1 protein-coding gene is annotated in these 275 nt (G+C 65.1%); it reads left to right on the top strand.

Annotated elements, in window-relative coordinates:
* The coding region (locus FVA95_RS29760) for a hypothetical protein (RefSeq protein WP_205016068.1) at positions 1-275 on the top strand (275 nt) is incomplete at both ends.

Below are 275 nucleotides of genomic sequence, written 5' to 3'. Positions count from 1 at the left end.
GTTGCGGTGAAGGCGAACCAGTTCGATGTGCGCGCGGTCAATCTGGGCGCCGATCTGAAGGACGGCATCCTGAAGCTGGACCCCATCAGCTTCAACTTCAATCGCGGTGAACTGAACGGCACGGCACGCATCAATGCGACCAAGGACACGCCCTACAATGCGGTGGACCTGCGACTGTCCGGCTACCCGCTGGAATCGATCATTCCCGCACGCAACGGCTCGGTTCCCTTGAGCGGGCGCGCCCTGGGCCGGGCGCGGCTGGAGGGGCCAGGCGC

The sequence above is a fragment of the Pseudonocardia sp. EV170527-09 genome (assembly GCF_008369905.1).
Classification (GTDB): Bacteria; Actinomycetota; Actinomycetes; order Mycobacteriales; family Pseudonocardiaceae; genus Pseudonocardia.
Note: the sequence above shows the minus strand (reverse complement) of the source record. Positions and strands in the feature narration are given on the sequence as shown.